The sequence below is a fragment of the Bradyrhizobium sp. Leo170 genome (genome assembly GCF_004296405.1).
GTDB lineage: Bacteria > Pseudomonadota > Alphaproteobacteria > Rhizobiales > Xanthobacteraceae > Bradyrhizobium.
In genome coordinates this window covers 63459-89198 of sequence record NZ_PSRR01000004.1, presented here as the reverse complement: position 1 = coordinate 89198, position 25740 = coordinate 63459, and the positions used below count along the sequence as shown (strand labels likewise).

The 25740-nt window shown below is 60.2% G+C and carries 32 protein-coding genes; 11 read left to right on the top strand and 21 right to left on the bottom strand.

The window, feature by feature from the left end:
• Positions 1 to 277: hypothetical protein (locus CWO89_RS45645; RefSeq protein ID WP_165420948.1), on the top strand; the 277-nt coding region annotated here is incomplete at its 5' end.
• A 7-nt stretch (positions 278 to 284) separates the two neighbouring features.
• On the opposite strand, the gene CWO89_RS01685 is transcribed toward CWO89_RS45645, so the two are convergent.
• Positions 285 to 674 (bottom strand): IS5 family transposase, encoded by a 390-nt coding sequence (locus tag CWO89_RS01685; RefSeq protein WP_283813490.1) that lies wholly within the window; start codon positions 672 to 674, stop codon positions 285 to 287.
• Positions 675 to 869: 195 nt separating this feature from the next.
• On the opposite strand from CWO89_RS01685, the gene CWO89_RS01680 reads away from it, so the two are divergent.
• Both CWO89_RS01680 and CWO89_RS01675 read left to right on the top strand, forming a co-directional pair.
• On the top strand, positions 870 to 1376 hold the full coding sequence (locus tag CWO89_RS01680) for a GlcG/HbpS family heme-binding protein (protein WP_130576937.1): 507 nt from the start codon (positions 870 to 872) through the stop codon (positions 1374 to 1376).
• 602 nt (positions 1377 to 1978) lie between these two features.
• Entirely contained in the window at positions 1979 to 2566 is a 588-nt protein-coding gene (locus CWO89_RS01675; RefSeq protein WP_130576936.1) for a QcrA and Rieske domain-containing protein, read from the top strand.
• 53 nt (positions 2567 to 2619) lie between these two features.
• On the opposite strand, the gene CWO89_RS01670 is transcribed toward CWO89_RS01675, so the two are convergent.
• The 14 genes from CWO89_RS01670 to CWO89_RS01605 form a co-directional block, all read right to left on the bottom strand.
• Entirely contained in the window at positions 2620 to 2853 is a 234-nt protein-coding gene (locus CWO89_RS01670) for a PepSY domain-containing protein (protein ID WP_130576935.1), read from the bottom strand.
• 17 nt (positions 2854 to 2870) lie between these two features.
• Complete coding sequence (locus CWO89_RS01665; protein ID WP_130576934.1) at positions 2871 to 3638, bottom strand: hypothetical protein; 768 nt, start codon at positions 3636 to 3638, stop codon at positions 2871 to 2873.
• A 23-nt stretch (positions 3639 to 3661) separates the two neighbouring features.
• The gene (locus tag CWO89_RS01660) at positions 3662 to 4672 is read right to left on the bottom strand and encodes a YncE family protein (RefSeq protein ID WP_130576933.1); all 1011 of its coding nucleotides are present in this window, start codon (positions 4670 to 4672) and stop codon (positions 3662 to 3664) included.
• A 56-nt stretch (positions 4673 to 4728) separates the two neighbouring features.
• The gene (locus tag CWO89_RS01655) at positions 4729 to 5259 is read right to left on the bottom strand and encodes a PepSY domain-containing protein (protein WP_130576932.1); all 531 of its coding nucleotides are present in this window, start codon (positions 5257 to 5259) and stop codon (positions 4729 to 4731) included.
• 51 nt (positions 5260 to 5310) lie between these two features.
• Positions 5311 to 6477: a chromate efflux transporter gene (gene chrA / locus CWO89_RS01650; RefSeq protein ID WP_130576931.1), complete on the bottom strand. Its 1167-nt coding sequence runs from the start codon at positions 6475 to 6477 to the stop codon at positions 5311 to 5313.
• A gap of 262 nt (positions 6478 to 6739) precedes the next feature.
• Positions 6740 to 7150: a hypothetical protein gene (locus CWO89_RS01645; protein WP_130576930.1), complete on the bottom strand. Its 411-nt coding sequence runs from the start codon at positions 7148 to 7150 to the stop codon at positions 6740 to 6742.
• On the bottom strand, positions 7132 to 7317 hold the full coding sequence (locus CWO89_RS01640) for a hypothetical protein (RefSeq protein WP_130576929.1): 186 nt from the start codon (positions 7315 to 7317) through the stop codon (positions 7132 to 7134). The genes CWO89_RS01645 and CWO89_RS01640 overlap by 19 nt, the downstream gene beginning before the upstream one ends.
• A gap of 45 nt (positions 7318 to 7362) precedes the next feature.
• Positions 7363 to 8220: a DUF1259 domain-containing protein gene (locus tag CWO89_RS01635; RefSeq protein WP_245475644.1), complete on the bottom strand. Its 858-nt coding sequence runs from the start codon at positions 8218 to 8220 to the stop codon at positions 7363 to 7365.
• A gap of 149 nt (positions 8221 to 8369) precedes the next feature.
• Positions 8370 to 8960: a superoxide dismutase gene (locus CWO89_RS01630; protein ID WP_130576927.1), complete on the bottom strand. Its 591-nt coding sequence runs from the start codon at positions 8958 to 8960 to the stop codon at positions 8370 to 8372.
• Between the two features lie 567 nt (positions 8961 to 9527).
• Entirely contained in the window at positions 9528 to 9821 is a 294-nt protein-coding gene (locus CWO89_RS01625) for a hypothetical protein (protein WP_130576926.1), read from the bottom strand.
• 78 nt (positions 9822 to 9899) lie between these two features.
• On the bottom strand, positions 9900 to 10502 hold the full coding sequence (locus CWO89_RS01620; protein WP_130576949.1) for a c-type cytochrome: 603 nt from the start codon (positions 10500 to 10502) through the stop codon (positions 9900 to 9902).
• Between the two features lie 123 nt (positions 10503 to 10625).
• A complete protein-coding gene (locus tag CWO89_RS01615) occupies positions 10626 to 11021 on the bottom strand; it encodes a hypothetical protein (protein WP_130576925.1) in 396 nt (131 codons plus the stop codon).
• A gap of 194 nt (positions 11022 to 11215) precedes the next feature.
• Positions 11216 to 11983 carry a sulfite exporter TauE/SafE family protein gene (locus CWO89_RS01610; RefSeq protein WP_245475641.1) on the bottom strand — a complete coding sequence of 256 codons (768 nt, stop codon included), beginning with the start codon at positions 11981 to 11983 and terminating at the stop codon, positions 11216 to 11218.
• A 168-nt stretch (positions 11984 to 12151) separates the two neighbouring features.
• Positions 12152 to 13096 (bottom strand): transcriptional regulator GcvA, encoded by a 945-nt coding sequence (locus tag CWO89_RS01605; RefSeq protein WP_130576924.1) that lies wholly within the window; start codon positions 13094 to 13096, stop codon positions 12152 to 12154.
• Positions 13097 to 13215: 119 nt separating this feature from the next.
• On the opposite strand from CWO89_RS01605, the gene CWO89_RS49370 reads away from it, so the two are divergent.
• The 8 genes from CWO89_RS49370 (at position 13216) to CWO89_RS49365 (ending at position 19388) form a co-directional block, all read left to right on the top strand.
• Complete coding sequence (locus CWO89_RS49370) at positions 13216 to 13464, top strand: DUF1127 domain-containing protein (protein ID WP_130576923.1); 249 nt, start codon at positions 13216 to 13218, stop codon at positions 13462 to 13464.
• On the top strand, positions 13461 to 14195 hold the full coding sequence (locus tag CWO89_RS01595; protein ID WP_245475640.1) for a glutathione S-transferase family protein: 735 nt from the start codon (positions 13461 to 13463) through the stop codon (positions 14193 to 14195). The genes CWO89_RS49370 and CWO89_RS01595 overlap by 4 nt, the downstream gene beginning before the upstream one ends.
• Before the next feature lie 128 nt (positions 14196 to 14323).
• Positions 14324 to 15382, top strand: coding sequence for a Cj0069 family protein (locus tag CWO89_RS01590; RefSeq protein ID WP_130576922.1), 1059 nt, complete (start codon positions 14324 to 14326; stop codon positions 15380 to 15382).
• A gap of 307 nt (positions 15383 to 15689) precedes the next feature.
• Complete coding sequence (locus CWO89_RS01585; RefSeq protein ID WP_130576921.1) at positions 15690 to 15947, top strand: hypothetical protein; 258 nt, start codon at positions 15690 to 15692, stop codon at positions 15945 to 15947.
• 296 nt (positions 15948 to 16243) lie between these two features.
• Positions 16244 to 16561 carry a hypothetical protein gene (locus CWO89_RS01580; RefSeq protein ID WP_130576920.1) on the top strand — a complete coding sequence of 106 codons (318 nt, stop codon included), beginning with the start codon at positions 16244 to 16246 and terminating at the stop codon, positions 16559 to 16561.
• A gap of 1605 nt (positions 16562 to 18166) precedes the next feature.
• Positions 18167 to 18460, top strand: a complete 294-nt coding sequence (locus CWO89_RS01575; protein WP_130576919.1) for a LysR family transcriptional regulator — start codon at positions 18167 to 18169, stop codon at positions 18458 to 18460.
• 190 nt (positions 18461 to 18650) lie between these two features.
• Complete coding sequence (locus CWO89_RS01570; RefSeq protein ID WP_130576918.1) at positions 18651 to 19145, top strand: response regulator transcription factor; 495 nt, start codon at positions 18651 to 18653, stop codon at positions 19143 to 19145.
• A gap of 33 nt (positions 19146 to 19178) precedes the next feature.
• Positions 19179 to 19388 (top strand): LuxR C-terminal-related transcriptional regulator, encoded by a 210-nt coding sequence (locus CWO89_RS49365; protein ID WP_207234376.1) that lies wholly within the window; start codon positions 19179 to 19181, stop codon positions 19386 to 19388.
• 338 nt (positions 19389 to 19726) lie between these two features.
• Here the strand turns inward: CWO89_RS49365 and CWO89_RS45640 are convergent, their stop codons facing one another.
• The 6 genes from CWO89_RS45640 to CWO89_RS01540 all read right to left on the bottom strand — a co-directional run bounded on the left by CWO89_RS45640 (position 19727) and on the right by CWO89_RS01540 (position 25317).
• Positions 19727 to 19894 (bottom strand): hypothetical protein, encoded by a 168-nt coding sequence (locus CWO89_RS45640; RefSeq protein WP_165420947.1) that lies wholly within the window; start codon positions 19892 to 19894, stop codon positions 19727 to 19729.
• Between the two features lie 84 nt (positions 19895 to 19978).
• Positions 19979 to 21277, bottom strand: a complete 1299-nt coding sequence (locus CWO89_RS01560) for an HlyD family type I secretion periplasmic adaptor subunit (protein ID WP_245475642.1) — start codon at positions 21275 to 21277, stop codon at positions 19979 to 19981.
• Between the two features lie 53 nt (positions 21278 to 21330).
• Positions 21331 to 23157, bottom strand: a complete 1827-nt coding sequence (locus CWO89_RS01555; protein ID WP_130576916.1) for a type I secretion system permease/ATPase — start codon at positions 23155 to 23157, stop codon at positions 21331 to 21333.
• A gap of 463 nt (positions 23158 to 23620) precedes the next feature.
• Positions 23621 to 23860 carry a hypothetical protein gene (locus tag CWO89_RS01550; RefSeq protein ID WP_130576915.1) on the bottom strand — a complete coding sequence of 80 codons (240 nt, stop codon included), beginning with the start codon at positions 23858 to 23860 and terminating at the stop codon, positions 23621 to 23623.
• Between the two features lie 281 nt (positions 23861 to 24141).
• Entirely contained in the window at positions 24142 to 24510 is a 369-nt protein-coding gene (locus CWO89_RS01545) for a hypothetical protein (RefSeq protein WP_130576914.1), read from the bottom strand.
• A gap of 51 nt (positions 24511 to 24561) precedes the next feature.
• Entirely contained in the window at positions 24562 to 25317 is a 756-nt protein-coding gene (locus CWO89_RS01540) for a hypothetical protein (protein ID WP_130576913.1), read from the bottom strand.
• Between the last annotated feature and the right edge of the window lie 423 nt (positions 25318 to 25740).

Below are 25740 nucleotides of genomic sequence, written 5' to 3'. Positions count from 1 at the left end.
GCTAGCCAGATACATTCGATTTGCGACGGCCAAGGACGAAGATTTAACGCTCAGTGAGGAGGGCTTGGTCCAAATATCAAAACGGCTCCAGGCCGGCGTGCATCATCTGGAGGGGATGCTGTTCGATGTTCGAGACGTTGATCTCGACGCCTTCATATCCGATCAGCGCAGCCAAGGCTTAAGCCTGACGCGGACGGAAGCGATCCGCAAGATCCTGCGCGCCTACCTTGATGAGCGCGGATATGGTTCTGAAAGCAAGAAAAGCCCGCCGGCGTGAACCGACATTAGGACGTGGGCTCATTAAGACGCAGCCATAGCCCGATTGACGCGAGTTGAACGAAGGCAAGGTAGTTGGCGGCAAGCCTGTCGTAGCGCGTCGCCACGCGACGAAATTGTTTGATCCTGTTGAAGAACCGTTCGACCCGGCTGCGAGCGCAGTAGAGATAAGGGCTGAAGCAGATTGGATCGTTGCGGTTGCTTTTCGGCGGGATGTTGGCCCACGCGCCCTTCTTCACGGCAAGCTCCCTGATCCAGTCGGCGTCATAGCCGCGGTCGGCAAGCAGCATTGACCCGGATTTCGGACGAGACAGCAGTTTTCCGGCAAGTCGAACGTCATGGGCCTCACCGGCGCTCAGCGAATGAGCGCACGCGGCCCGCAAAGTCGCTGATGCCATTGTCGAACGACCGCGATGTTAGCTGCGGTGCATAAATCCGCTTGTGGCTCTTCTCGGACATTGCTGGCAAGCAGCTAGGCGGCACGCCCCGGCCAATGGACTCTGGTACGGATTGGCGCAATCCTGCGGTCGCAAATAGTCCCAGTGCAGGGGCTGCCTATTTAGCCGACCAGCAGATATCGGGAGGACAACAACATGAGGACGCAGGACAAGACGCTAGTCGCTTCCATCGTGGCTGCAGTGATACTCACCGCAACAGCCAGCGCTCAGCAGGCGCCATCCCCACCTCCGATAACGCCTTATGGAGCGCCACTAGGGCTCGAGGCAGCCAAGAAAGTGATGGCTGCCGCGGAAGCGGAGGCCGTAAAGAACAACTGGGCGATGGCCATCGTCATCCTCGACAGCACGGGCCACATGGTGATGCTGCACAAGCTCGACAATACCCAATACGGCTCTCTTATGGCTGCCGAGGACAAGGCGCACAGCGCGATTAACTACAGGCGCCCTAGCAAGGTGTTCGAGGATCTCGTGGCGCAGGGCGGCATGGGTTTGCGTTCATTGGCACTCCGTGGGGCATCTCCACTAGAAGGCGGCATTCCCATTAATGTGGATGGCAAGATTGTCGGGGCGATCGGCGTCTCTGGCGGGACGTCAGTTCAGGATGGCCAAGTCGCAAAGGCGGGTGCCGACGCCGCGAAGTGAAAACCGCGCTCGCATCACCGAGGTCGTCTTGTCGCGCGGCCTCAACGCGTGCTCCTTGTCGCTTATGCAACTGGCGACGTCCGCTGTTGGCCCATCGCGACATTTGCTGCGATTGCACAGAGGCGGTCGGTGTCGGGGCGAAGCGGACATCACCGACGATTTATGAGTACGCGCCCTAGATGTCACCTTAGAACACGCGGCCTCCCGATGGGGAGCTTGATCGATAATTTCTCAGTCTTCATCGGAGATGGTCGGCTGATTGCGAATTGCCAATAAATGTCGACATTACGTCGGCCGGTTTGCTGCGGGCTAGTTCCTTCAAAGGTCTGCTCGAAGAGTAACCAGGTCTCAAGACAGTCCCCAGCACTGACCCTGGGTATTTCTCTTTCGCCGCGCGTGCGTTCCGGAACATTGAACCCGATCGGCAGTTCTGTGGGAAAAAAGAGAACTGCCGTGTGGAGAGCTTTGAACCAGCTCACGGACGACGAACGTACTGTGCTTCTTTACCATGCCGACATAGGCACGGCGCTTTGTGCGGCAGCGTTCATCGTGAGTATCCTGCAGTTCATCGGTAATCTTTTTTGAACCCAACGGAGGCGGCGATGGCGTGTCAGGACCCGGTACGACGCTCGCTGCTGCTGACGGCTCTGGCCGCCGGGGCATATCTGGCTGCCAAGCCTGCCGTGGCGGAGGAGGATCAGCCAGGCAGCGATGAGCGACCGCAAAAAGGCGACTTTCTCGTTCACTCCGAAGGGGAACATGCCGGCGAAATCATCAAACTGGGTGATCTGGAGCTTGGTGGGCCGCCCGTGCACGCTTGGCCGAAGGACCCGAAATCCTCGGTGATCCGCAAGGGATCGCGGCTCAATGAGATTGTCGTCCTAAGACTTGATCCGGGCGAACTCGACGAAGAGTCCCGATCGCGATCGGCCAATGGCGTCGTCGCTTATTCGCTGATTTGCACTCACGCCGGATGCCCCGTCTCCGAGTGGGTAAAGGCATCGGAAAGCGACAAAAACGTTCTAAAATGTCCCTGTCACAACTCCGAATTTAATCCCCGAGAAAGTGCGCAGGTCGTATTCGGACCGGCGCCCCGCCGTCTTGCGGCACTTCCACTCGCAATCGCTGACGACTCGCTCACGGTGGCCGCAGGGTTCATCGGAAAAGTAGGCGGCCAGCCCGGAGGGTGACGGTCGCACGGTTAAGGACGCGATGTTGACCTAGTCTCCAGCAGTCGGCCCGCTTAGCGCCGCTCTTTGACCTGACCGCTGCTGTCGACAACGAGCGATACGTCCTTGCCGTCCTTCACCGCCTTGACCGAAATGCCTTCAGCCGTGGATTTGATGTCACGGACTTGGGTGTAGCCGTCCGATTGAAGCTTAGCCAAGAGTTCCTGCTGGGTCAGGGCATGAGCCGGCGCGACCAGGCTGACCATTAGGCAGCAGAGGATCGCTTGGGAGATTGTACGTACTGACATCATCTGCACTCCTCCTGTTATCTGACGTGGGCGCTCTCGAAGAACCGCAGTGGAACGCCGAACGTCAGTCCGGCGCGTACTTCGTTGACCGGATGGTGATTGGTCAGCGCGTGGCGATAAGCGACGTCGAAAGAGAGCTTGTCGCTCACCTGCCAGATCAAGCCTACGAGCCCGGAAAAGGTTTCCTCCTGGCCGAATTCCTTTTCGTAGAAAAATTCCGAGACCGGCCGCACCGTCCATTTCGACGGCCCCTCGATGATCGTGCCGAGGAAGACATCGGCATGATGGTCCCGCGTCAGCAGCGTTTCCGCGTTGAGGTGGATCGTTCCCCAGTCCCAGCGCTGCGAGACGATGGTTGCCCAGCTTGCGCCAACGCCGCTGCCCCCCGTGCTGTCCGGCAACAGCACACCAAATTCGGTCGCGATGCTCGATCCGCTCTTATCCTGCAGGCTGCCCGGTACCACGACATGCTTGAGGAACGCACCTGCTGCGATCAGGTTCGTCGGCCCCGAGGGCGACAGCGGCGTCTCGCCCTGTCCCTCGAACACCGCCTCCCATCCCTCGCTCAATCCGAAATTCAGGACCGTCCATGGCGCGACCAGCGTCGGGATAGCCCCGTCGCGTCGGACGCCGGCCGGCTGCAACTCGACTTCGAGTTCTCCAGGGGCGGCCACGGCGGCATCGGTGCCGTCGAACGGCCGGTAGGCGAAGGCCATCTCCGGCCAAGCGACACTCAGGATCAGCAACGATACGATAGATCGGACCAGCGGGGCACGTGGAAGCATGGCTGCACCTCCATCGGCTTGGCTTAAGGTATCGGGCGATAGACCCAGATCGCAGCGCCGTCACCGCCCCTTGCCGGAACCGCAAGCAGGAGGCGATCGAGTTCAGGCACAAACAGCGAGGTCCGCGCGCCTGGCGCGGTGGCGAGGAGCGCAATCGAGCGATACGACGCGCCCTCCGCCGCGAGCACGTCCAGATATCCTTCGCCGCAACTGACGTAGATACGTTCCCGTTTCTCGTCGACGAACAGATCGTCAATGTCGCCGCAGGTTGGGATGGCCGCTTTCAGTTGCCCATCGACCATTCCGAACACACCGATCTCGGCCGGGCGGCGAAATGCCACCAGAACCTGCTGGCGGCCGTGATCCAGCGCCATGGCGAAGTTGGCGCTGCGGCCTGACGTCGGCCAGGAAGCAAGCTGCTTTCCAGACCCGCGATCGATGACGTCGATCTCGTTCTTGTTCGGAACATTGACGAAGATCCGGTCCGAATTCCGGTCGAGTTGGAAGCTTTCGGGGTGCGCGCCCAAGGCCGCGCTTGCGACCTTGGCGTGGGTGGTGGTGTCGAGCGCAGTCACAAACCCATCGCCATGGCCGACAAAGATATGTCCCGCCTTTGCGTCGATGCGGACATTGTCGGCATCGGTGCCCAGCTCGATCTGCCCCCGCGGCGAAAGATCGGCTCCGTTGAAAAGCCTGACCGAGCCATCGCCGGCGTTTGCCACATAGACTGTGTCGGTCGCCGGGTCGTACCCGACGCCCTGCGGCTCGCTAAGGTCGCGGACGATGCGGTCGAGACGCTCACTTTCGAGATCAACTACCGCGAGACCATTGCTGGCCAGCGCCGCCACAAACAGGTGATGCCGGGCCAGATCGATCGCCATGTGGTCGATCCGGCCCTGAACATCGGCGAGCGGAATCTTACCTTCCAGTTGGAGCGGCTCGGCTTCGGTTGCCTGGCAGGCAGAAACATCGGCGACAAAACTCCATGCGGTGATCGCCAACCACGCAGTGAAGAACCCTCGAAGGAACGTCATCGCACGCCCTCGTCGAATTGGACTGCCAAGAGTTATGTCCTCGCCCCGCGGGTCGGCTAATCCAGCGGTTCTGTCACGGTCGCCAGCTTCTCTTCGTTCAAGAAACCAAGCGACGCTATGGGCTGCCCGTTTTTCAATTCAGGCACAGCGCTCACCACAATGATCCGCGCGCCGTATCCTTTTGCCTTGGCCACGGCAGCGGCCAGCGTTACCTTTGCCCGGTCCAGCGCAGCCTTTTGTGCCTCGGCGTGCTCGAGGTCCTCCCCTTCGGTGATGGGCTCGACCTTGCCTATCTCTCCGGTCATGTGATCGACGATGACTTCGAAGAACTTTCCGTCTTTTGCGGTGTAGATCGAAAGCTGAAGTTTGCCATCTTCAGCCTCGAATTTTCCGGAGATTGGTTGGCCTTCCCGTTCACTGGTCACCAAGGCCTGTTGCAAGCTAACCTTGGCAGTACCTAACAATCTGATCAGAACGCCTTCGTCTTCATCATCACCGGCCGCGTGCCCTGGTCCAACAGACAATGTCGTCAGACCAATGATCACGAGTCCGGCAGCAGAAGTGAGTAGCAATTTCCTGCGAGTCATGGGTTCCTCCATTCACTGACCTCAATGCCCCTAGCCCCGTACCGAAACCCGTCACTTGATCATCACCCACGCCGGCTGCAGCCACGGATAGGCAACGAGGCCGACGATCGCCGTTGCCGCAATGAGCATGGGATTGCTGACCTTCCAGCGGAACAGAACCGCGAGCGAGACGAGGGCGATCGCAATCGTCAGCCAATCACCGATGGCGATCTTTCCAAGCAGAATGCACGCGCCCAAAATCGTGCCGATCGCCGCTGCGTAGGCCCCCTTGACGAACCCCTGAACGTTCGGGTTTCCGCGGTGCCGCGCCAGCAGTGGTGCTGCGATCAGCACCAGCAAGAATGACGGCAGAAAAATGCCGACAGTCGAGACAAGCGACCCCCAGAAACCAGCGACCAGATAGCCGACAAAGGTCGCCGTGATGACGACCGGTCCCGGGCTGATCATACCGATCGCCACGGCTACCAGGAACTCCCTCTCGTTGAGCCAGCCATATTGCTGAACGAGCCCCTGCTCGAGGAACGGCACGATGACAAGCCCGCTGCCGAAGGTCAACGACCCAGCCTTAAGGAAGAAGAGCAAGAGCTTGCCGAGCGTGGAGCCACCCGCGACCGGGGCCACGGCCGGCGCGGCGGCAGGGATGAAGGCGATTTGCATCGCAGTCGAGGAACGCTTGAAGATCTTTCCGTAGTAGAGGATCCCGACAATGCCGGCGCCGATGAACAGCAGTGCCACTTCGGCCTGCAGGACGACGGTAACGACAAGGCAAACCCCGGCGATGGCCCATTGCAGCCAGTCCTCCATGCCGAGCTTCGCGAGCCGATAGCAGGAGTGCAGGATGAGCGCGATCACCGCAGGGCTGACGCCATAGAAGATGGCCGTCACGGGCTGCAAGTCGCCGAGGTACACATAGAGCGCGCCGAGCGCCGCCACGATGATGAAGTTTGGCAGGATGAAGCACCAGCCGCCGATCCAGGCACCCCAGAAGCCGCAGCGGAGCCAAGCGACAGAGATGCCGACTTGGATCGCGAGTGGACCGGGAAGCGACTGGCAGATGGCAATCGACTCCCGCATCTGCTCCTTGGTCAGCCACTTCTTGTCGTTGACCAGCTCCCGTTCCATTTGACCGACGAGCGCAACCGGGCCGCCGAAGCCGAGACAGCCAAGGCGGAGGAAATACCGTGCCAGTTCACCCTTGCTATTGTGTTCTGTCTGCATTGTCGTCGTCACCTGTGCCCCTCTCGTGATCGGCGCGGTCCGCCGGAAACTCCAAACTGACTCGCGCGCTCCATGGCGTTGAGCGCGAGGGCGAACGCATCACTGACGAGCTGAGGATCACCATAGAACACGAGGGTAGACGAGTCGGACGCTCGCGCTGATTCGTTGTCGACAGGAGTCTGCTTGGACGCCCGCTCTTTTCTCTTGATCATCGCTGGCTCCTTATCGCTCCATTCCTTGCAAGTTCGACCGCTCAGACTGGCTATTCGCGATCCGAAATGGGCTCGAGAACGCCGACAGACGGTAGGCCAAGTCCCCTCGGGGTCATGACAATCCATGAACCCGACGACGTCACCTCGAAGCACCCACCATCCGGCTCCGGAAGGTCGAGGCAGAGATCGTCTGAACGGACGAACCATTTTCCTGTTACCATCTTGCTCATCGAGTAACTTCTGAACGTCCCGTCACGTTGGTATACTTCGCGCCAGTGCACCTCATCGGTGAGCTGCCTGTCAGAAAATCGCGCGCGGATCTGTGCGCCCGACAACTTCTTCAAATCTTCGGCCGTTGCCCTGCCGCTCCAGAGCGTCAACAAGGTCAGCAATCCGACGGCTGCACATGCGACGCGCATTCCGGCACGAGGATTGCCTATGCTTACGGCTTCGATTTGCATGACTTCAGGCACATCTGGTACTCGGTCTTGCAGGCAGGGCCCGCGTAGTTCTTCATGCACGCCTTGTGCTGCTCGGCGCATACCTTGCAGGACGATTGCGCCTCGGCCACGCGATCGGCGACCAGAAGGCCTGCCAGCACTGACAACGCAACGACAACTCGCTTCATTCGCGGTCCCCCTCTCGACTCGTGTGTGTGTTGCCTCCTCCTCGCCTAACTCTTGGTGCTCGCGGTCTTGTCGAGTGCCGCACGCAGCCCTTTGGCCAGCTTGATCGCATCGTCATTGGCCCAGAAGTGCATGAAGAACAGGCGCGGCTGCTCGTCGAGCATGTGGCTGTGGATCGCTGTTACATCGATGTCGTTCGCTTTCAGCGCCTTGATCACAGGATTGACTTCGTCGCCGGTCAGCACGAAATCGCCGGTGATGGCTGCCTTGCCGCCCCCCGTCGGCTGGAAGTTGATGGACTGTGCCACACCCATCGGGCCGACCAGTGCGAGTTGCATCCCAGCTTCGCTGACCGGATCGCGCCGCGGAACGGCGAAGGCGTAGACACCGCCATTGTTCTGTCCCTTGGCGCCGATGATCTGATCGAGCTGTGCGGTATCGAGGTCGATGGCGGGCGGCGCGGCCGCTGCCGAAGACGCCAGCGGCGTTTTGCTCACTGCCAGCGCGTCGCGGATGGCAGCAGCCATCTTCACGGGATCGCCGTGACCGCCGACATGCATGTAGAAAGTCGCAGGGCTCGCCCGGAGCAGGTGATTGTGAACGGCGGTGATCTCGATCCCGCCTGCGATGAGCTTCGCCATGACCGGATTGATCTCGGTTTCCAGCAGCACGAGGTCGCCCATCACCATGGCTTCACCGTGAATCGGCATGAACGCAACCCAGCCACCGAGCGCAAGCGTCGGCTTGATGGTCACGCCAACCAAAGTGACGGTCAGATCGCTGCGCGGGAATCCATAACGATGCACCTCGCCGGAGACGGCCGGCTTCCGGCCGAGTATCTCATCGACCTTTTGCCACTCGATTGCCTGGGCACGCGCACTGGAGATGAACGGCTCGGTGAAGATGTACCAGTCGGTGGTCTGCGCATTCGCAACTGACGCGGATGACAGCGCCAGAATTGAAGCGGCCAAAAGATATCTGAGACGAATGGTGAACCTCCATGGTTGGATAGAAGGGCCTCCGCCTGCGACGTGTCTGGAAGGAGCGAACAGCGTCATTTTGAGAGGCCCTCGTAAGACCGTTCGACGGCAGACCAATTGATGGCCGATATGAACGCGCCGACATAGTCGGCAGCCTTGGCGCCGTAGTCGATGTGATAGGAATGCTCGTACATATCGAGCGCCAGGATCGGCGTGCTCCCGGCAAGCGTATGGCAGTGATCGGATGCCCATTGATTGAGGAGCTTCCGGTCACGCGGCGACCACGTCAGCAGCGCCCAGCCGGAGCCGCCACCGAGCGCCTTGCCCATGGCGACGAATTCGGCACGCCAGCGTTCGTATGAACCGAAATCGCGCGTGAGCGCATCCTTCAGGCTTGTTCCGGGCTCGCTTTCATCACCAAGGCCATCGAAGAATACTTCATGCAGGATCATCGAATTGCTTGCGATGAGCTGCTCACGCTTCAATCCGTTGAGCAGGAAACCCGGCGCGGTCGCGTAGTCGAGATCAGCAAGCTTCTCATCGATCAGGTTGAGGCGCTTTACCGCGCCGCCATAGTTGTTCTCGTAGTGGCTGATGATCATCCGCTCCGACATGCCGCGCACGCGGCTCGGATCGCAGGAAAGGGGTTTCATCGTGTAGGTCATGGCAGCCTCCTGACACATGGCCCGGCAATCAGCCAGGCGATGAAAATGCCGGCAGCCAAAGGCAGCGTCAGATCAGAAAGCTTGTATGATAAGATCTGGATAACGGCAGACATGATGCGCCCTTGGTGAAACCCGGACGCGATTCTTGGGCATGTCGCCTCGTGGGGAGATCGCTTTCCCCATGCCCGCAAATAAGGCTGAGAGCGCGAACTTGTCAATGCGGAACGAGCCCAGTCTCCGCAGCGTGATGGACGACGGAACGCTTGGAACGACAGCGAACCTGCCCCTCTCCCATTCCGATCCGCGGTAGCTTAGCAAGGGCGCCGCCTTCAATCGGCTGCCGTGACGGTGTGGTCGCCGAAGTACCTGTGGCGGTCGGGCCCCTTTGACCAAAGGTCGATGCGCCCTGACACTGGCTGCGCCAACGTGTCCTCAAGGTAGAACTTGCCGTCGAGCCAGCCCTCGACCTTGGTGCCGTTAATGCATTGATCACGCTGACCGCGCGGCGACTTCCGTCGTCGCCGCGCGTCGCGTGAGGCTTATCGACTGATCGAAGCGCGGTGCCGCTCAGTCATCATCGTCGTCATCGATTACGCGCAATCGCCCGTTTTGCGCGTCTACGACAATCTTGCTGATTTGGCCCTGCTTCGAACCGACAGCTTCTAAGTATCGCCCGTCGCGGACAATTTGCACGTTCGACCAGCCATCAGACTGCAACTTCTGACGCATCTGGTCTTCGGTCACCGGCTGATCACCCGCAATGAACGCAGGACCTTGCCTCGGTTCCGCCGTCACCATTGCAATACCGGCGATGCCCGCCAACATCAGGCCGGCGGCCGCCCAGATAAATTTCCGAGTCATTGCGCTTCTCCTTTTCGTCGAGACGAATGCCCCCAAATCGAACGCATTTTCTTGCGCGAAGTGAAATACGTGGTCCTGTCATAGCCGCGCGAGGTAGTGCGCCAGCGCCGCGATATCCTGGTCGCTTAGTGGGTAGGCAACCTCGGCCATCGCGGCGACGCCGCCGCCGGATCGAACGCCGGCCTTGTAGTCGTGGAGCGCCTTCAAAAGGTAATCCTCGCGTTGCCCCGCGATACGGGCAACGGCTTTGCTGCCGGCATAGTTATCGCCGTGACAGGAAGCGCAATGTCCGACTGCCGCCGCCTTTTTGCCGGCGTCTGTCAAATCAGGCTGATCGTCCGCCCCTTTTGCCGTCGTCGGATCGGCAGCCTTGAGCGAAGCGAAATATGCGCCGAGGTCGCGAACATCGTCGTTGCTGAGTTGTTCAGCAATCGGACCCATGACCTCGCTCTTGCGCGCACCGCTGCGAAAGAAGACCAGTTGCCATTGCAGGAACTGATCGGGCTGCGACGCCAATGATGGCGTGTTCTCTGCGGCGGAGACGCCCTTGTCGCCGTGACATGGTGTACAGGCCTCTGCCTTGCTCCTCCCAGCATCTGTATCCGCCGCAACGCCATGCGTCACCGCACCGATCGGCACTGCCAGAAGGAGTGACAGCGATAGGCGTCTCCAATATTCCATCCTGCCAACCGATCGATCGCCAGCAACGTCGTGCATGATCAGATCCTCCCCAGGATGGTCTTTACGCCGAACGCGCACCAGCGACGCATCCGGCAAGGCATGCTCGCAATACACGCCACCGCCTTATTCCTTCCTGAGCCCGGCGATGGTTTTCTCCCCGTCGATGGTCTCGACAGCGAGTTCGACCTCGTCGCCGTAGCGAACGGAATCGAAGAGCAGACCGTCCTGTACCTTGAGGTCCGCAGTCGCGCGCGGTGTCAGGCGCACGGCGATCCGGTCGTGGCGTTGGTCTACCTCCGCGACGACTCCTCGCAACGTCTCTTGCGGCCTTGTCCGCGTCGCCAGCGCGGGGGCGAGATCGTCGATCTGAGTGGTGAGGACCGGCTGGGTCGCGTCACGAACCGAAGTGGTCGCCGGTACATCAAGAGGGCGCGACGCGACATGCGCCGGAGCAAGTATCGCGCCTGAGATCGCGAGAGCCCGGAGCGTGCCGCGGCTTGTGCCGAGCAGGCGCCCCATCCAGATGCGTGACGAGTTTGCGCGAGAATCGGGATCGCGGGCGAAAAGTCGAATCCGAGAAGAGAAGTTGATGACAGACATGCGGCGTCCTTGGTGAAGTACGGACGCGATTCTTGGGCATGTCGCCTCGTGGGGGGATCGCACGCCCCCATAGATCGAATAAACCGATTGCCGTCGCTCCTGTCAATCGGCTGTCAGATAACCAGCAAGACTCCCGAAATCAGCAACAAAGCGAGTACCAGCTTTCGGAACATCGCTTCGTCAATGTAGTCAAACAGTCTCAGCCCAAGCCATGTTCCGATTAGCAAGCACGGCAAACCCATCACGAAGAGTTTAACGGTCTCGCTGGTCACCGTTCCCTTTCCTCCAAGCCAGAGCGCAGACATGAGGAAGGTGGTAACGGCGACGGGCTGGAAGATCGTGCGTTGAACGTCCTTCGGCCAGCCGCGCAGGCCGCACCAGATCGTCACCAGTATGCCCGCTAAGCCGGTCAAGCCGCCGAGCATGCCGTTGAGGAAGCCAAGCGCAGCGTCGGCCGCGTTCCCTCCGATGGAAATCGGCTTTAGGCTGGGACGGAGAAGTGCATAGAGACTGTACGCAACGAGGAACGCGCCGACCGCGATGCGGACAGTTCGGGGATCTGACCAGGTCAAGAGAAACACGCCAGTCGGAACCCCGAGAGCGGCGCCGACGATGAACGGCAGCAGTTTGCCCCAATCGAGCGCGCCGCGCAGCTTCCAGACTGAGTAGCCTTGCACCAGAAGACCGAAGCCGACGATCAATGTCGCGCTTTGCAACGGAGTGAGGATGTAAAGCCATAGCGAAGCCGCCACGAGCCCAAAGGCAAAGCCCGAGAGCCCAGCAACAAATGCACCCGCAAAGGTGGCAAGCAGAAATAGCGGAAGTTCGAAATTTGACCCATCCATGTGCTCGCTCCGTAGAAAAGCGAGCAGCGCTTGCATGGGGTCACCACTTTACGGGGAGGCTGCGACGTCCCCGATCAATAAAATAGCGCGGGGAGCGAACGGCCGCAACGAGCGACGGTTTAACGCCGCCATTCCTATTCGCGACGGCGATCAAGGAAGGGATACTGACCGTTGCTTAATCTTCAATCGTTGGGTGAGCGCGGATCAGTCCCCGCTCTCCTTGAGCGGGTTCACGGACCAGCCCAGCTTCTTGAGCTGCCGCAGATCCCTGGAAGCCTCTGCCAAGAGCCAATCGCGGAATGTGACGATCTTCGGCTGGGCTGCCGTCGCCCTCGGACAAATGATCCAGTAGGTCTTCGACAGTCGCAACGCTTCCGGAAACGGCCGCACCAGCCGTCCGTTGATCAGGTCCCACGCCGCCAATGTCGTGCGGGCAAGCGCGACACCCTGCCCGTTGATCGCCGCGTCAATCACCATGCTGGCCCGATTGAGCACGGGGCCGTGGATGATATTCGTGTCGTCGACGCCCGCCGCCTGCAGCCACCTGGACCAATCGGTTCGGCTGTCCATATGGATTAGCGGATAGTTGAGGATATCGGCTGGCTTGCTGAGCCGTCGCCGCCCCGAGAGAAGCTTTGGACTGCAAACGGCAAAGAGCTGCTCGGCGCTCAGCTTGACCGTTTCGAGCCCCGGCCAATTGCCCTCGCCATGGCGCACCGCAAGATCGACTTCCTCTCGCGCGAAGTCGACGTGATGAAGCGTTGCGGAAACGCGAAGGTCGATCCCAGAATGAGCTTCGGCAAAATGGCCCAGCCGGTGAACGAGCCATTTGGCCGCGAAGTCCGGCGAGGTGCTGACGGTAAGGACGCCGGCGTTCTGGCGTTGCAGAAGGCGCTCTGTGCCAACCGCAATGCGGTCCAGCGCATCGCGAACGATAGTCAGGTAGTCCTTTCCTGCCTCGGTGATGATCAAGCGCTGGCGCTCGCGATTGAACAGCTTGATTGCAAGCTCAGCCTCCAGCGCCTTGACCTGATGGCTCACGGCGCCCTGCGTGACGCAAAGCTCCTCGGCCGCGCGGGTAAAGCTCTCATGCCGCGCCGCGGCTTCGAAAGCCTTCAGCGCATTCAGGGGTGGTAGGCGTGGGCGCATCGCAAGGACTTCATGAGAAAAACTAGGGCGGGCCAGAGAAACGATGCTTTGCGGATAACGGCCCGCTCACTCTATTGGAAAGCTCCAGTGTAGCATTTCATGAGATTTGGAGCTTGTCGATGTCAACCTTGATCAATGATACATCGCCGTTTCGATTGATCCGGTCGGCGATTCCGCGCACGCAACTTCACCAGGAAAATTCGGTGCGAAGGATCGACGCTCCGCAGCGTGGGCTTCGTGCTTGGGCCGCGCGGCGCAGGCTGCGCATGGCACTCCGCGATCTGGCCGACGACAAGCATCTGCTCGCCGACATCGGCTTGACGCGCGAAGAAGCGCTGGACGAGGCCGCCAAGCCATTTTGGCGATGACAAATGCGCCCGCCATAAACGAGGAAGGGGAGGAGCAAATGGCTGAACCGATTGTCTATGGCTTCCCGCGAAGCACCTACGTCAACATCGTGCGTCTGGTTCTGACGCACAAGGACGTGCCTTACGGCTTTCATGACCTCGAACCTGTGATGGGACAGCACGAGCACCTGGCGCTGCATCCGTTCAACCGGGTCCCGATCCTTCGGCATGGCAACTTTACGGTCTACGAGACCAGCGCGATCGCCTCTTATGTCGATGAAGCCTTCGAAGGGCCAAAGCTGACGCCGCACGACGCTCGCCTGCGGGCGCGCATGAACCAATGGATTGGTGCGGTGAACTCTTACTATTACCCTTACATGATCTATCACGTGACGCATGAACGGCTGGTCTTTCCGGAGCTTGGCATCGGATCCGACGAAAGGGTCGTGGCACATGCGCTGCCCAAGGTCGAGCTTGCCCTTGGCGTGGTAGAGCGTGAACTTGAGCACGGCCAGAATTATTTGCTCGGCTCGGAACTCACGGTCGCGGACTTCTTCCTGCTTCCGAGCACCTTTGCCTTCAGTTTGACGGAAGAAGGCAAGGCAATGTACCCGAAATACCCATCCTTCTGTCGCTGGCGGGAGCGGATGGAGAATTTGCCTGCGACAAAGAAGCTAAAGGCAATTCTACCGCCCCGCACTCCCATCGAACACGCGCGCGAGTGGGTCAATTCACACCGGCCGAAGTATTAGCTCCAGGATTTGAAACTTGCCGGGTGCTTACGGCAGGACTAAGCTCACGATACGGGGAAATGCAGGCTCCCCGTCAGACTTTTCGGTCCAAGCTCTGCGCGACACGCGATTCGTCGTGGAGCTTGCGCATGAACACCGAACGAAACACCTCTCTACATCACACTGTCGCCATCCTCTCGCGCGGAGATGCTGCCGCACGTCGGGACGCAACGCCGCAGAACAGCCGCTTTGTCCGCGTCTTCGAGGCCCTAGCCTCAGTTGGCGTCGAGGCCCGCCCCGTCATCTACGACGAAATCTTCGCTGATGCGGTTCGCGACCAATTGCTTGCGGTCGATGGGGTTCTTGTCTGGGTCAATCCCATTCATGAAGGGAAGACGCGCGCGGCGCTCGACCAATTGCTGCGGGAGGTTGCGGCAAGAGGCCCCTGGGTGAGCGCACATCCCGATGTCATCCTGAAGATGGGAGTCAAGGAGGTGCTCTACCGAACGCGCCACCTCGGTTGGGGCGGAGACACACATCGTTACGACAGCGCCGCTGCTTTCCGCGCTGAATTCCCGTTGCGCCTGCGGGCTAACGGCCCACGCGTGCTCAAACAAAACCGGGGTAATGCAGGTCAAGGCGTTTGGAAGGTCGAGTCCCTGCCAGATACCGACGCCGCAGTGCGGGTGCTGCACGCCCAGCGCGGTAGCCTGCTGGAGGACATACCGCTGGAGGCCTTCATCGTTCGCTGCGAGCCATATTTCGGGTGGGGAGGCTGCATCATCGATCAACCGTTCCAGCCGCGCCTGCCGGAAGGGATGATCCGCTGCTATATGAGCGGCTCTAAAGTCGCCGGGTTTGGACATCAATTGATCAAGGCCTTGATACCGCCGCCGCCGGAAGGCCCGGACGCGCCGGAAGCGCAACCCGGGCCACGGATCATGCACGGGCCCGATGCCTCGCCGTTCCAGGCGCTGCGACGATTGATGGAGGACGAATGGACACCACAGATGATCGAAACGCTCGGGATCGATGGTCCGTCACTTCCGGTCATCTGGGACGCGGATTTCCTCTATGGCCCGCGCGACAACTCCGGTGCCGATACCTACGTCCTCTGCGAAATCAACGTGAGCTCATGCTTTGCCATTCCCGACGAGGCGTCGGCAGCGATCGCGATCACCGTTAGAGATCGTCTTATGCGAACTTAAGGAATAGGATGAAAGCGCCACTTCTGCTCTCGGACCCGTAGCGACACGGCATTGCCTTGAGTCCAGCGCCATGACCTCGATGAGCGCCCGATCGAATGGCCGCGTGCCATGGTCCCTCGCAAGCTCGGCGGCGATCCTCCCTCGGAGCAACTTCGCCTGTTTCTCGTCGGGCCATGGGCAGTGGTGTACACCGCATTTTCGTCCTCCACGATTGTGAGGCCGGCAGCTTCCAGAAAAGCGGGCTATAAGTGGAACCTTTGTTGGCTGGCTCTATTTGCTCGGTGTCCAATGCTAGGAGGTCGACACCATGACCAAAGTTCTCTTAGCGACATTCGCTATTCTCGCATTCGCGGCCCCTTCATTCGCACAGCAGGACAGAACTACTGGTCAAGCGCCGCCATCCGGTGCGTCGTTCTACCTGACGCAAGATACCGCGACGATGAAATGTAAAGTTGTCAACGCCCAGCCTGCCCCTGGTGACAACATGAAGGTCATCGGTACGGCTCACCCGACGCAGGGAGAAGCGCAAGCGGCGCTGGCGGCTGAGAAAACTTGCGCCAGGTAATGGAGTGAAGGGCCGAGATGATCCCCGCGCCGCCTCACCGCGCGAGGACAGCGTTGTGCTGCGCTACAGGCGGTCTGTGATCCTGGCGACAACTGGATCTGCACTGGTTGTCCTCCGTGGCGCCAGAAACTCCTCTAGCGACGGGGGCACCCTGCCCCGATACGCACCGTTGGCGCAGTTCCTCTGCAAGCTCCTGTGATGCATCCCCCGACCAACCGGAAGCGGTGACCGCATCTTGGAAGCAGCTTTTGCCTCCCGAGAGACTTCCCATGCTGGGCATACCTTGCGGAAGTCCATTGCGCGCCGCAAACGTTGGCGAAGGTAAGGACAGCGAACGACCTATTCACCTACAAGACACCACCGAGAGCAAGCGCGAACTCGTCGGCGTCGTCAACGCGGCGGACATGGGCGAGGCTCTGCTGAAAGCCGTCAGCATACTGGCGCGACAGAAAATCACCTCGCGGGTCGAGATCGAGCGCACCGGCAGGTGGAACGGTGATGACCTCGGGCACCTCAGCCGAGCCGCCGAGCTTCTCGCCTCGCACGTCCCCGAGCGCACCGGGCCCTGCATCGGGAGCGCGCCTGGCATCTATTCGCCCAGGAAAATTGACTGAACGCTACGGAGCGTCCTGATCGCTGTGCTGGTCCACTCGAGACCAAAGGCTACCTCGGAATTTGGGATCGCAAATGAGCCGCCGTTCTCTCCTCAGCCTCTTTGTCCTCTTAAATCTTACCTGCTGGATAGGCTTGTTTTTCCTGGCATGGCCAACGAAGGATGCGCCCCCACCGCTCGTTGCCCGAGTGGAGCGGTGACTGACGGACCAGCTCGCATCTGACTCGCTCACCAAAATGACCGAGCCTTTCCTTCCCCGTCATGGCGCCTTGTTTTCAGTGCGCGAAGTGGTGCCATCTATGCACTCCCAAGAAAAAGCCACCCTGCGGCGGCTTACGTAAATCGGGTCCGCACGGATCGGATCCAGACGGCGCTTGATGTCTGCTATGTCCTTAGCAGCGGCGAGAAAGCGGACGAGTCGGGCCAATACCGGAAGTAGCCAGCCTATTCGATCACCCGGTCGATGCGGGGGCTGAACGTCGGCGGAAATTCGAGCGATGCCGCTCCGCATCAATCTTCCGCACGCCAGGTGACTACCTATTCAAATGCCGCGATTTGCAAGCACAACGGCAGCAAGGATCGGACCTGCATCGGCGACAAGCGGGCGATCATGTGCGCTGACTGCGCCTACGCACTGCCCGATGATCACGAACCTAGAAATATCGCCACGGACAAGCACGCGCCATTTGTGCGTTAGGAACTTTGTTCAATCTCATGATCCTTCTAAAATTTGCACTGCCGCAGACAGGACAGAAGTACCAAGACTCACTTACGATTACCCTTGGACCCGGACTGGGATTGATACCGCACATCGTTCGATGACATTGAAAACCGTCACAAGCATCATAACCCATGAGTGCAATTTCAGGGGCGGGATAACCTGAACAATACACTTTCGTTCCAGTCCAGCATTCGCCACCGTCCCCTTTTGGATCACTCTTCACGTATGTCATTCCCAGATCAGTGCAGTCTGCTGGCGATCCAGAGCAAAATGGGGCTGTCCCGATCCACATCCCTGGCTCCGCAAATGCATCCCCGCTTAGCAAGATAGCGGTTACTGCGAAGACTATCCTGAGTAGGATCATAGAAGCCTTCCTATCTGTGACAGATGTGGAGGGGGCTCCAGGGTGGATACCCTGACCCACCGCAGAAAGATATTTGAGCAACCAAAGACGCCTGTAAAGAAAGATCCGCATGTCGCACGACTTACCAGTGGTCAGTCGCGCTCATTGCTTTCATTTTACTTCATGATCTCGCGGAGAGACTTCGGCCGCGGAGGTGACCTGTAGCGGCCCTCCCACCAGGCCGCGATCACGCCCTCGAAGGGAGCTTCCCCAGAGTGCAGTTCGGCATTCCGCTATCGGTTCTGACTAGCGTTCGCCGCGCCAGGCCCAGCCACCGAAATGCCCATGCCGATCCTCGACGAGATAACGCAGCCTGATCCGGCAGAGATTCGCGAGTGGGTTTGATGTCGCGGACAATCGGCCCAATCGCAACCGCGCCGTCTCAGACGCCGTTGACGAGGGATCAGGGGCGCACCAGCCTCCGCCTTACGGATATTCGTCCCGCGTTTTTCAGGTACCCTTCATCCTTGCACAGGCTCCATATGGCCGGAATCGAGTGGGACATCCTCGCCGTTGCCAATGCAGGATTACTCGCAGGCGCAGCCCGCAATATCGGTGTGAATCATACGACGGTGCTGAGACGCGTCGGCGCTTTTGAGACCGGGCTTGGCCTGCGGTTATTCGAACGGATGCCGACCGGTGTTTTGACCTCAGGCGGCGAGGAGCTCATCGCGGCGGCTGGTCAAATCGAGGATACTGTGACGAGCCTGAGCGCAAACTGGAGGCAAGCTGGCTGGACTGGATTTCGAAAGCGTCACTGGCGGCGATTCCTCTGACGGATGATCAAGGGTGTACGCCACGAGTGTTAGGCCTTGATCAAGTTAATAGTGACTTGTTGAATTTGCCATAGATGTGAGGTATCTTGTGTTCAACTTTAGGGGGGCCCCGTGCGCGCCTCACGACAAAAACACAGAAGCTGGAGCATCAAGCTTACGCCCAAGCCCTTAGGGCTTCATGGAGGGCAAGATGACAGTTCCGAGCGCCGAACTTGGCATTTTAATTGTCGACACTCTCCCGCTGCGAAGTCTAGGCCTTACCAGCATTCTTGGCCGTTTGGATCATTCGGCCGCCCGCAGTAAGTTTCGGCTGACTGTACATACTCCGGACCAAGCAGAACGGTTGATTGATGCGGACGCGAATTGTGAAATGCTGGTTTATAATGCTGGCAGCGGTTCGATTGCAGACAGCGATAATATGCAAAGGATCAAGGTCCTCAGGGCGCTCGCTCCCGACGTGCCTCTCGTGATTTTTTCGGAAAGGGAAAGTCGCGAGGAGATCATCTCAGCGTTGAATGTTGGTGCGCAAGGAATCGTTAATGCCGGAACAGACGAGGAACTAGCGCTACAGGCCTTCTCGCTCATACTCAACGGCGGATCATATTTTCCGTCGGCGATGCGGCCAAAACGGAGTTGTGCGGCGCAGCGGCATCCGGCGGTCGATAGCAACCCCGCCCTCTCTTGAGGCATAAGAGATGGCAACGGCGGGGAAGAAGATTTGGCAGACCCAGGTCCGAGAAATCGCAACCTAACAGCGAGGCAGAACGCTGTCCTGGAACTCCTGAGCCGTGGCGAGTCGAACAAGGCCATTGCGCGCCGGCTCGGGATGAGGGAAGGCACGGTCAAAGTTCACGTGCGGCAGATCCTGCGCAAGTTCGGCCTGATGAACCGCACGCAGGTCGCGGCGGTTTGCGCGACGGGCCGATAAGGAACCCTTGAGTGAGTCCAAGCCCGTGTGAAATACGCCCGCTGGGCCGTAAATGCGACGGAGACGTACGACGATAAGGTCTTTCACAGGGCGCCTTTGCCGGCTGCGCCTCGATCCACACGGGGCTCGCGCGTCGTTCACGATCGCGAGGACGTTCCGTCGTCATGTTGTACAACCAACTCCGGACGCATCGTTGGACAAGGATCCGCGGGGCTATCGTCCATCCAACGGCTCGGTCCAGTCCGTCGCTCGGCCGATCCTTGGCGCGTTTCATCACGGATATGGCCGGATGTAGTATTTGGTAGGGACAGCAGCGCGGTACCACCTCGATCAGGTATCTAGTCTTTGTCCATCTCCTGGAACAACTCCTGCGCCTGGGTGATCTTGTTCAGCGCCTCATAGGCCAACTGGCACAGCGCATCTATGTCTTCCCGCGAAAGCTCCTCGCGCGGCGATGATGCCAACACCCGGATCAAGGCGTAGCTCAGGGCATGCGCTTCGTCCACTAGGGCAATCGCTTGGGCAAGTAGGCGGCTCGTAGGTTCCGCCCCCTTATGGTTTCGCCCAGTCACGTTCGTCCCGAGCCATCGTCAAGTCTCACGGAAGCTTCGCCATAGCGCGTCGCGGAACGGCTTGGCGAGGTAGTCCAGCATCGTCCGCCTTTCGGTTACAACCAGCACTTCCACGGGCATGCCTGGAATGAGATCGACGCTCGGCGCCAGCGTCTTCATCAGTTCCCGGTCAACCGCGACGCGCACAAGATAATAGGGTTGATGCTTGGTTTCATCCATGAGGCGGTCAGCGGAGACCGTCCGGACGGTGCCTGGAACGTTAGGCACATTGCGGCTCGAATAGGCAGTGAACCGGACCTTGGCCTCGAGGCCGCTATGCACCGCCTTGACGTCCCTCGGCTGCAGTCGCGCCTCAATGATCATTTCATCACTTTCGGGCACGATGCTCATGATGGGCTCGCCTCGCTGAACCACTCCGCCGATCGTCCTGAACTTGATGTCGACCACGGTACCGTTCACGGGAGCGATCACCACGGTACGCTTGACTACGTCGGCACTGGCCTGCAGCTTCTCGTTCACCTCCGCGAGCTCGCCGCGAACCTTGTCCTGCTCGGCTGCGATCTGATCGGCCCGCTCGGCCTCGACCGAGAGGATTTGGATTTTCGCTTCGCCGATCTTCTCGCGGGCCCGTGCGATCTCTGCGACGTGCTCGCCGCGCCTTCCGACGATCTCGGCCTCAGCGCGCCTCAGCCGCAGCGCCTCCGGCTTGGGCATCATCCCACGTGCGACCAGATATTCCTTCGCCTTCAGCTCCTCGCCAATGAACTCGATCTGCCGGGACGCACTTTCGACTTGTGCTTCGGAGCCTTGGATCTGTTGCAGCAGCTGCTCGACGCGCTGGGCCAGGATGTCTCGACGCGTTGCGTGCGTGGAGCGTCGAGCGTCCCAGACCTTCTGCTGTGCCACGACGATATCCCTGATCTGCTGATCCGATGAGCGCAGCTCCGGGGGCCACTGGATGTGGCTCTCTCCTGCCCTTTCGGCGTCCAGTCGCGCCTGCCTGGCGAGCAGGGAAAGCCGTTGCTGCACCAGCGCTTCGTGCGTGGCGCGCGCTTGGGTGCTCTCGAGGACGGCGAGCGTCTGGCCCATCTTGACCGCCTGCCCCTCGCGGGCGGGCAGCTCGGCGATAATGCCGCCCTCCAGATGCTGGATGGTCTTCTTGCCGCTGTCCGGGTTAATCACGCCGGGCGCGACCGCACCGCCGTCGAGATAGACCAAGCCACCCCATCCCACGAAGATAACGACGAAAATCAGGATCAGAACCTTGCCGTAGCGGGCGGGACGCCGGATGTCAGGCTTATGCGGACCGAACGTCACGCTGACCGGGGAAAGCCGCGTATACAGCGGTGCAATCCTTTCGACGTGATAGGTCATGAGACACCCGCCATAGCCTTGGCGTTGTGGTCGCTCTCGTTTGCCGGGCTGCGACCGGACGAAAGCCGGCGGGGCCCTTCGTGATCGCCACCTTGAGGGATGAACTCGCCTGCCCGCGCCTTTAGTTCCTCGAGCACCTTATCGCGCTCGCCGAACATGACGACGTGGCCTTCCTTCAGGAAGAGGACTTTGTCCGCGACCGACAGCGTGGACGGCCGGTGTCCCACCAGGACCAGAGCGACGCGGGAACGCTTGAGGTTTTCTATCGCCTCAACGAGTGCGGTCTCTCCCGCCTGGTCGAGATTGGCGTTGGGCTCGTCGAGGACAATGAATCGCGGATCGCCAAATACGGCACGGGCCAGTCCTATTCGCTGGCGCTGACCACCGGACAGCCGCACGCCGCCATCGCCAATGTGTGTGTCATAGCCTTGCGGGAGATGCTGGATCATTTCGTGGGCATGGGCAAGCCTTGACGCTTTCAGGATCGCCTCGTCGTTCGCCACCTGCATGCGGGCAATGTTCTCGCGAACCGTGCCGGTGAACAGCTCGACATCCTGCGGCAGGAAGCCGATGTGTTGGCCGATCTGCTCACTGTCCCAGTGGTGGACCGGGGAGCCATCGAGCCGGATCTCTCCGACGTCGGGGATTGCCAGCCCGACCATCAGCCGGCACAGCGTGCTCTTGCCCGCGCCGGAGGGACCAATGATCGCCAACGCCTCGCCCGGCTCGACAGCGCATGACACCTTGCTGAGTATAAGCTGCCCGGTGTTGCGCGCGATGTAGCTTAGGTCTTCGACGACTACCTTGCCGCTGGGGGTTGGAAGCACCGTGCGGCGCCGGGGCGCCGGATTTTCTTCGATGGCTTTCTTCAGGCGGTGATAGGAAAAGCGGGCGCCCATGAAGTTGCGCCACATGGAGATGACAAGCTCCACTGGCGCGAGCGCGCGTCCGAGCAGGATGGAAGCGGCGATCATCACGCCGGCACCCAGTTTCGACTCGACCACCAGCCAGGCGCCGACGCCGAGGATGGCCACCTGAACAAATAAACGGACGAACTTGGTGGTGGCCAGCACGAAGCCGCCAACGTCGCCTGACCTGCGCAGGCTATCGACGACCGTCGAATTGATCCTGGCCCAACGCTGGGTCATCGCAGGAAGCATGTTCATGGCTTGCACGATTTCGGCGTTGCGGATGGTCGCCTCCGCCATTAGCGTCGCCTCGATCTGCTTCTTGTTCGCCGTCGCGGTCGACTTCCGGGTGGCGACCTCGTTGGCGATGCTCAACAGGAACAGCACCACCGCCGAGAAGATCGCTACGCCTCCGAGCATAGGATGGAGGATCCAGATCAGGCCGACGAAGATGGGGACCCACGGCGCGTCAAAGAAGGCCGACAACCCCTGCGTCGCGATGAAGTTCTGGATCTGGGAGATGTCGCGCAGGTGCTCGAGGCCGGAGGGATCCCCATTCAGTCGGCCGCGCACGGCGCAAGCCAGGTAAGCTGGTCCGAGCTCCTCGTTCAGCCAGCAACCGACGCGAATCGTGACGCAAGTCCGCAAGGCATCGAGCGCGGACATCATCGCAATCGCGATCATCGCCATCAGGGTGAGCATCACAAGGGTCTCGATCCGGCCGGTGGTCAACACGCGGTCGTAGACCTGAAGCATGTAAACCGGCGGCGCAAGCATCAGCACGTTGATGATGAGGCTGAAGAGCGCGCAAGTGCGGAAGGCCGAACGGCAGGCTCTGACGGCACATTGAAGGTCAGTCGGGCCGCTCGATTCGCGACCTGAGGAGCCAGTTTTGTCGGACGATCTCTGCCGCATGTTTCATCTCCGGCCGGCTTGACTAAGGAGTTACGCGAAAGCGGCAGATTGGCCGTCCCTGGGCGACCTACTTGGACAGCTTGAAGCCGTACCGGCGGCTGGCAGCTGCCATGGCCTCAGCCTCACCAGCCCCAGCCGGACCACCAGTCGCCGCTCTCGACGAACTCGAGGACCGTCCCGATCCAGCGGCGATGGCGCGTGCGCGACTATCGCGGACGATCAAATCGGCATTGCTACATAGGCTGGCTCGCGACAGCTCGATGATGATTGACTCCGAACCGTCGTCGACTTCGAAATGAACTATCCGGCCACCAGCTTGATAACGCTTGCGCATTACGGAGCTCTAGTTAGCTGCATTGGAGTTGCCGAACCGTGCGCCGTTTGCATACGTCGACTGGGGTCGGCGCTGAGCGCCGGCAGCAGATCGACTGCTGCCGGCTCGCTCAAAGCGATCACCCGCCTATTAGACTACGAAGTTAAAATCCACCGGGTTGGCCTGGGACACCGACTCCGAAGCGGAACTGGAGCCCATCCCCTGGACGGCTAAGGTCTCGGTGTGCGTCCAGGCGCCCATCGCATCAGCGGTCGCATTGCCAAGGGCTGAGTTGAAAAGGGCGAACGACTCGGTGAAGATCGACTTATCGATGTCGACGGTGTCGGCAATATGCACCGCTTTGGTGAAGTCAAGGAAAGAGGCTGCCATATAGCTCTCCTGTTCGTGTTGATTTCGCGTTGATCAGCCGCACACGCAATGACTGCGGCCCTCCGCAGATGCGGAGGCTACGGACCGCGATTTGCGGCATCAAAGGTTCATTCGACTGATTGGTCTTCTGGCGTAGCCTATGACCGCGGCGACATCATCTTTGGGACTGCGGGACGGCCGATGGCGGACGATGTGCAGATCGCATTGCCGCGTTTCAACGCAAGAACTCGTCTCGCGCGACTTCAGCGCTGCCGGCCGAAATACAGATTGCATGGCTGCGGCTACAGCAGTCCGTGCAGCGACGAACTCACCAGGTCATACCCGGAGAAGGCGTCGCCAGCGCCGTGAGTCGAGACGAACGTCAGGGAGACATCAACAGAGGTGGGCGTCGGGCCATACGGAAAATCAATCGACCAGTGGCTGCCCTGCGAGCTCGTCATGTATCCGCCGGTCGCGATGACGTCCGTTGTGGCGCTAGTCTCTGGTGTGCCGGGCGCGGTGTCCTGGGCCACCGCGACAGCCGCCGCGTAGCCGATCGCGGCGCCGGGCCACGCTGCCGTGCTGGCTACCGTATCGGTCATCGTCTGATCGCCCAGCGCCAGGGCCGTGCTGGAGACGTCAACGAGGAACGTATTGATGCTTCCGGCCATCGCCAATCTCCATGTGTGCCAGGAACCGATCCTCTAGGGGTGGGCGCGCGGCTAGAGCGCCACGATTCCCACCGCATTCACGAACGAGAAGTGGTTTTCGATGGTAAGTGCATTGGTAAAGGTGGCGGACAAGGTGTCGGCGCCGTGCGCCTCGGCCAGTGCGAGCACTTGCGCGAAGTTGCCATAGAACGGGTCCTGCCCGATCGGCTGACCGTGGCCGAAGGGCTGATCCACGTCGATGACGATCGTCCCGTGCGGCGGCGACCATCCATGAATATCTATCGAGAAGTAGTCGAGTTCCGAGCGCGCCCAGGCATCGTAGGGTCCACGCTCCGATTGGCCGATTTCGTGCTCGAAGACGAAATCGGCACCCGACACATCAAGATAAGTGTCGGCGGCAGCGAGCGCGCCGCCTGGATTGCTTCCGTAGGCCGACGCCTCGAAGATCGCCTTGCCCATTGCGATCGAATAGTCGCCCCTGTCCTCGGCAAAGTTGTCGACGAAACCGGTAACGTCAGAGGCCTCGCCCGCGGCCATCGCGCCCCCGCCGATTACGGCGAGCAGGCCATCCGGGCTTTGGTGATGTTGATGCCCACCACCACGCTCGTCCCAGACATGGTGGTGATCGAACACGTCGATGCCACGATAGGTGACCGACACTGGCATTGTGACCGCTGGCCCACGATCGTCATAGACCTCCCCTCCAAGCGGGCCGAAATCGGTATGGCCATCGTCATGATCGAAGGTCCTCTGTTGCTCGGGATGGCACTTGCGGAAAGAAGCCTTGGCGTCGGCTTGCGTGTTCATGATCCCAGTCCTGATCGAAATTGGAGGTGCCGATAGTAGAAGTGCAGACACCGCGGCGACTAGTAGCCTAATGGGCTACACGCCGTTCCGCGCCGACAGCCAAGTGTGTTCAAGTGGATGAAGGGTGATACATCAAAAGAATTAAGCGGCGAAGGCCCATAAACCGGGAGACCGACGAGGTGAAACAGCATCGCCTTTCGCATACCGTAATGCGCGACAGTGCGGCGGCGGTGGGTTGGCGCCAAAGTCAGGAGGGTTCAGGTCTTGCTTTCTTCGATCCTGTCGAGATGCTTCTGGAGCTCGTCGGTGGCGTCGTGGATGCTCTCGCCATTTCGTCGCGACTACTGCGGCATGTCCGTTTGGGGTCAACAGGCGCCCTTTCGCTCCCGGTACGATGATTTCCGGTCAGGCCCAGCGAGCGGA

Coding starts and splice junctions, on each gene's coding strand:
- CWO89_RS01590 (WP_130576922.1), top strand. CDS start 14,324: ATGAACACCGAACGAAACACCTCTCTACATCACACTGTCGCCATCCTC.
- CWO89_RS01640 (WP_130576929.1), bottom strand. CDS start 7,317: ATGAAGCGAGTTGTCGTTGCGTTGTCAGTGCTGGCAGGCCTTCTGGTC.
- CWO89_RS01630 (WP_130576927.1), bottom strand. CDS start 8,960: ATGACCTACACGATGAAACCCCTTTCCTGCGATCCGAGCCGCGTGCGC.
- CWO89_RS01595 (WP_245475640.1), top strand. CDS start 13,461: ATGACAAATGCGCCCGCCATAAACGAGGAAGGGGAGGAGCAAATGGCT.
- CWO89_RS01620 (WP_130576949.1), bottom strand. CDS start 10,502: ATGGAATATTGGAGACGCCTATCGCTGTCACTCCTTCTGGCAGTGCCG.
- CWO89_RS01610 (WP_245475641.1), bottom strand. CDS start 11,983: ATGCAAGCGCTGCTCGCTTTTCTACGGAGCGAGCACATGGATGGGTCA.
- CWO89_RS01645 (WP_130576930.1), bottom strand. CDS start 7,150: ATGCAAATCGAAGCCGTAAGCATAGGCAATCCTCGTGCCGGAATGCGC.
- CWO89_RS01575 (WP_130576919.1), top strand. CDS start 18,167: ATGGCCGGAATCGAGTGGGACATCCTCGCCGTTGCCAATGCAGGATTA.
- CWO89_RS01555 (WP_130576916.1), bottom strand. CDS start 23,157: ATGCGGCAGAGATCGTCCGACAAAACTGGCTCCTCAGGTCGCGAATCG.
- CWO89_RS01545 (WP_130576914.1), bottom strand. CDS start 24,510: ATGGCCGGAAGCATCAATACGTTCCTCGTTGACGTCTCCAGCACGGCC.
- CWO89_RS01655 (WP_130576932.1), bottom strand. CDS start 5,259: ATGACTCGCAGGAAATTGCTACTCACTTCTGCTGCCGGACTCGTGATC.
- CWO89_RS01550 (WP_130576915.1), bottom strand. CDS start 23,860: ATGGCAGCCTCTTTCCTTGACTTCACCAAAGCGGTGCATATTGCCGAC.
- chrA (WP_130576931.1), bottom strand. CDS start 6,477: ATGCAGACAGAACACAATAGCAAGGGTGAACTGGCACGGTATTTCCTC.
- CWO89_RS01540 (WP_130576913.1), bottom strand. CDS start 25,317: ATGAACACGCAAGCCGACGCCAAGGCTTCTTTCCGCAAGTGCCATCCC.
- CWO89_RS01570 (WP_130576918.1), top strand. CDS start 18,651: ATGACAGTTCCGAGCGCCGAACTTGGCATTTTAATTGTCGACACTCTC.
- CWO89_RS49370 (WP_130576923.1), top strand. CDS start 13,216: ATGTCAACCTTGATCAATGATACATCGCCGTTTCGATTGATCCGGTCG.
- CWO89_RS01585 (WP_130576921.1), top strand. CDS start 15,690: ATGACCAAAGTTCTCTTAGCGACATTCGCTATTCTCGCATTCGCGGCC.
- CWO89_RS01680 (WP_130576937.1), top strand. CDS start 870: ATGAGGACGCAGGACAAGACGCTAGTCGCTTCCATCGTGGCTGCAGTG.
- CWO89_RS01605 (WP_130576924.1), bottom strand. CDS start 13,096: ATGCGCCCACGCCTACCACCCCTGAATGCGCTGAAGGCTTTCGAAGCC.
- CWO89_RS01665 (WP_130576934.1), bottom strand. CDS start 3,638: ATGCTTCCACGTGCCCCGCTGGTCCGATCTATCGTATCGTTGCTGATC.
- CWO89_RS01685 (WP_283813490.1), bottom strand. CDS start 674: ATGGCATCAGCGACTTTGCGGGCCGCGTGCGCTCATTCGCTGAGCGCC.
- CWO89_RS01625 (WP_130576926.1), bottom strand. CDS start 9,821: ATGACTCGGAAATTTATCTGGGCGGCCGCCGGCCTGATGTTGGCGGGC.
- CWO89_RS01670 (WP_130576935.1), bottom strand. CDS start 2,853: ATGTCAGTACGTACAATCTCCCAAGCGATCCTCTGCTGCCTAATGGTC.
- CWO89_RS01660 (WP_130576933.1), bottom strand. CDS start 4,672: ATGACGTTCCTTCGAGGGTTCTTCACTGCGTGGTTGGCGATCACCGCA.
- CWO89_RS01615 (WP_130576925.1), bottom strand. CDS start 11,021: ATGGGGCGCCTGCTCGGCACAAGCCGCGGCACGCTCCGGGCTCTCGCG.
- CWO89_RS01675 (WP_130576936.1), top strand. CDS start 1,979: ATGGCGTGTCAGGACCCGGTACGACGCTCGCTGCTGCTGACGGCTCTG.